The sequence below is a fragment of the Prosthecobacter sp. genome (assembly GCF_044378005.1).
Taxonomy (GTDB): Bacteria; Verrucomicrobiota; Verrucomicrobiia; order Verrucomicrobiales; family Verrucomicrobiaceae; genus Prosthecobacter.
The window spans coordinates 1-2684 of the sequence record NZ_JBILYB010000325.1; the positions used below are offsets into that span (position 1 = coordinate 1).

1 protein-coding gene and 1 pseudogene are annotated in these 2684 nt (G+C 62.3%); both read right to left on the minus strand.

Features of this window, described 5'->3' with window-relative positions:
• On the minus strand, positions 1-2448 hold a 2448-nt coding region (locus tag AC6FTP_RS26800), incomplete at its 3' end, for a PSD1 and planctomycete cytochrome C domain-containing protein (protein ID WP_497209959.1).
• A 23-nt stretch (positions 2449-2471) separates the two neighbouring features.
• A pseudogene (locus tag AC6FTP_RS26805) lies at positions 2472-2684 on the minus strand (hypothetical protein); the annotation flags it as partial.

The window sequence follows — 2684 nt, forward strand, 5'->3', positions numbered from 1 at the left end:
ATTGAACAAGCTGAAGACTTGCGGCGTGACGGTGCTGGCCTCGCGGCGCTCGCAGGAGAAGTCCGGCGCGGGCGCATTGAAGACCTCCAGCATCGGGTCGGTGAGGCCGCGCAGTTTCAGGGCGTAAAGTGAGCGGCGATGGCGCTGCTCAGGCTTGGGATTGGGCACCCAGGCGGAGGCAAAGGTGCCCATGACCTGGCGCGGTTGCAGGGCGGCTTCGAGGTTGATCTCAGGCCGGTTCGGGATGCCGCCTAGGGTGCGATTCAGTTCGCCCGTGGCCGCGAGCATGGCGTCCCGCAGCTCTTCCGCGCTGAGGCGGCGCGGCTGAAAGACGGCGTAGCTGGTGCCGAGGGCGTCTTTCTCCCGCAGGGCCTTCAAATCAGGATGCGTGGAGCTGCGGCGATAGGCCTCCGAGGTCATGATGAGACGGTGCAGTGCCTTGAAGCTCCATCCGCTCTCCACAAATTTCGCTGCGAGCCAGTCCAGCAGTTCGGGGTGGGTTGGCTTTTTGCCCGTGCTGCCGAAGTTGTTCGGATTCCCCGCGAGCGGCTGGCCGAAGTGCCACATCCACACCCGATTCACGATGGCCCTAGTGGTCAGCGGATTGTCCGCGCTGGCGACCCATTCGGCGAAGGCTTTGCGACGGCCTTCGATGGCGTCGGAGATGGGCGTCTTTTGTATGGAGCCGAGAACGCTGAGGACACCGGGCTTTACCTTGGGGCCGGAGGCAAAGGGATCGCCACCGGTGAGGATGCAGGTCTCTTCCAGCTCGCCCGCGCTCATCCGGTCAGGGGGCATCCGCAGCGGAGCGAAGACGGTTTTGTATTGCCGAGTGCGACCGCCATAGACCGCGAGAGCATAGGGTTCGTAGCGATCCAGTTCCCAGCGGAGCCGCTCCAATCCTTTTCGTGCCACTCGTTCCATGCCGAACTGTTCTGGCGTGAAGCCGACCAGTTTCGGAGGGAAGTCCCCTTCCGGCGCACCGGTGTTGGTGAGCGCGGTTCGTGCGGCGGCGAACAGGTCCGAATACTTGCCGAGCCTCTTGGCGGGGCCTTGCTTCGGAGCCGCGGGATTTCGTGCGGCCTCGACGGCGGCATTCCACTTGGCCGGGTCTTTACCGTTGTTCTTGAACCAGAGCGCGGCGTTCTCCAGCAACACTGCGTCCAGCTTCGTGAGGACGGACTCATATTCCGCGAGGCTTTTTTCCAGATAGGCGCGCTCTTCGAAGCCCTGCGTGTTCTCTTCCGGAAGAAAAGGCGCGGCCCGCTCCGAGAGCTGGGTCGTCGCAAACACCGCCTGAATCGAGTAATAATCATGCGTGGGCACCGGATCGAACTTGTGATCGTGACAGCGGGCGCATTGCAGCGAATGCGCGAGGAAGGTCTCGCCCACGCTGTTGGTCACATCATCGAGAAAGCGCTGGCGGGCGATCTTCTCGACCTCCATGCCGGTCAGCTCCCACGGCCCCGTGCGCAGGAAACCCGTGGCGATGATCTTCTCAGGGTCGTTGGCGTCGATCTCATCCCCGGCGATCTGCTCCTTGATGAACTGATCATAGGGCTTGTCGCGGTTGAAGGAGCGCACCACGTAATCGCGATAGCGCCAGGCATTCCCGCGCTCGTAGTCATTCGAAAAGCCCGACGAGTCCGCGTAGCGGGTCACATCCAGCCAATGCTGGGCCATGCGCTCGCCGTAATGCGGAGAGTCGAGCAGACGGTCGATGAGCGCCTTCATCGCCGCGTTCGCATCCTTCGAGTAACTGCTCTCAAACGCCGCGACTTCCTCCGGCGTCGGCGGCAGACCGGTGAGGTCAAACGAGGCGCGGCGGATCAAAGTGCGCGCGTCAGCCGCAGGCGCGGACTCCAGGCCAGCAGGCATCTTCGCCGCGATGAAGTCATCGAGCGCCTTCTCGCCATTATTCTTCGCGACTGGCTGATAAGCCCATAGCCCCTCCGGTTTGTATTTCCGATTCGCCCACTCGGGCGACAAGGCTCCCGTCGTCTTTACCATGATGCCATCCTCTGCCGACCACTTCGCCTCGTTTGCTTTCGCAATGGCCTTCACGCGCGCCTCATCCGGCCACGGCGCACCACCTGCGATCCAGTCTTTGATCCACGCGATCTGCTCCGCATAGAGTTTGTCTGCCTCCTTCGGCGGCATCGCCTCCCAGTCATCTTGCGTCCGCGTCACCGCGAGATACAGCGGACTCTCCTCCGGCTTGCCGACGATGAGTGCAGGCGTCTCGCTGTCGCCACCTTTCAGCGTGGAAGCGAGCGTTCGCATGTCCAGTCCACCTTTGATCTTCGCCTCATCATTGCCATGACAAGCGAGACACTTTTCATGAAAGAGCGGCACGATGCGGCGCACGAAGAGAAGTTCCGCCGAGTCATCAGCCACTGCGGGCAGTGAAGCAGCAAGGAGGAAAAAAGAGGCGACGAGAAGTCTCATGGGATGGTCGGCAGGTTCATGATTCAGGCACTCACCGCCACGCTGGTGCCGCCTTGTCTGGCGGACGCGTAGATGGCCTCGACGATGCGGATGTCGCGCAGGCCCATCGCTCCGTCGGCTTTGAAGGGCGACTTGCTGGTGATGGCCTTGGCGAACTCATCGAGCAGCACGGCGAGCTGGAGCGTGTCTTCGGCGGGCACTTCCTTTTTGTTCACCACGAGGCGCTTCGGATTGGG